Consider the following 874-nt stretch of genomic DNA (forward strand, 5'->3'; position numbering starts at 1 on the left):
CGTGCTCTGGGTCCGGTCCCTGCACCGGGCGGCGGCGCTGGGCCACGCGCGCGGCGCCGAGGGGCTGGCCCCGGCGCAATGGCTCGGGCTTGCGGGGCTCTTCGCCCGGCTTGAGGAGCAGATGACCGCGCTGCGCATCCTCGCCCTGACCGGGCTGCCGCTGCCCGCCATGCAGATCGCCCGCTCGATCTCCGAGGATGCCGACATGGCGCTCGTGCTGCTGATCCGGCCCAAGCTCGCAGAGCGCTTTGCCGATTGCCGCTCGGTCGACGAGGCCAGCGAGTTCTGGCGCCGGCACATCTCGGGCGGACGGGCCTTCCGGACGATCTCGGAGAAGCTCTACAGCGTCGGTATCGACCATTCCGCCGACACCGATTACGCCAAGTGGCGCCGCGCGGTACTGACCACGCTGGGCGCGGCCGTGCACAGCAACGTGCTGACCTCCGGCGCCCAGGCCCGGCGACCGGGGCAGGTACTGCTCAACGACGACAGTCTGCATTTCGCGACATTCCGAGTGCAAGAACTCTGTGCCTATGCCCAGCTTCTGGCGCCGGAGCTGACCGACATCCTGCGCGGCGCGACCGAGTCCGCCACCGGGACCGATCCTCTCGCCGGGCTGGCGGCGCCGCTCAGCGGCATCCTCGTCAGCCAGATCCAGAGCCTCAACACGCCAGCCCCGGCGACGGTCGCCACGGGCCGCACGCGCCGGCATTAATGCATCGCCTCCTCGCCCTTGCCGAGACGGCCCTGCGCGATCCATTGCGCGGCGAGGATGAGCGCACCGGTGGCAAAATCCTTGCCGTGCTCCTCGATCATCTCTTCGGCGATCTTGGCCAGCTCCTGGAAATAGCGGTCCTTGCTTTGCTCTTCGGCA

1 protein-coding gene is annotated in these 874 nt (G+C 69.3%); it reads left to right on the forward strand.

Annotation, left to right across the window (positions count from 1 at the left end; all coding sequences use genetic code 11):
* Window positions 1-715: hypothetical protein (locus tag HC022_RS27735; RefSeq protein WP_167454515.1), on the forward strand; the 715-nt coding region annotated here is incomplete at its 5' end.
* Window positions 716-874: the final 159 nt, after the last annotated feature.

This window comes from Salipiger sp. HF18 (genome assembly GCF_011806505.1).
In the GTDB taxonomy this organism is placed as follows: Bacteria; Pseudomonadota; Alphaproteobacteria; order Rhodobacterales; family Rhodobacteraceae; genus Salipiger; species Salipiger thiooxidans.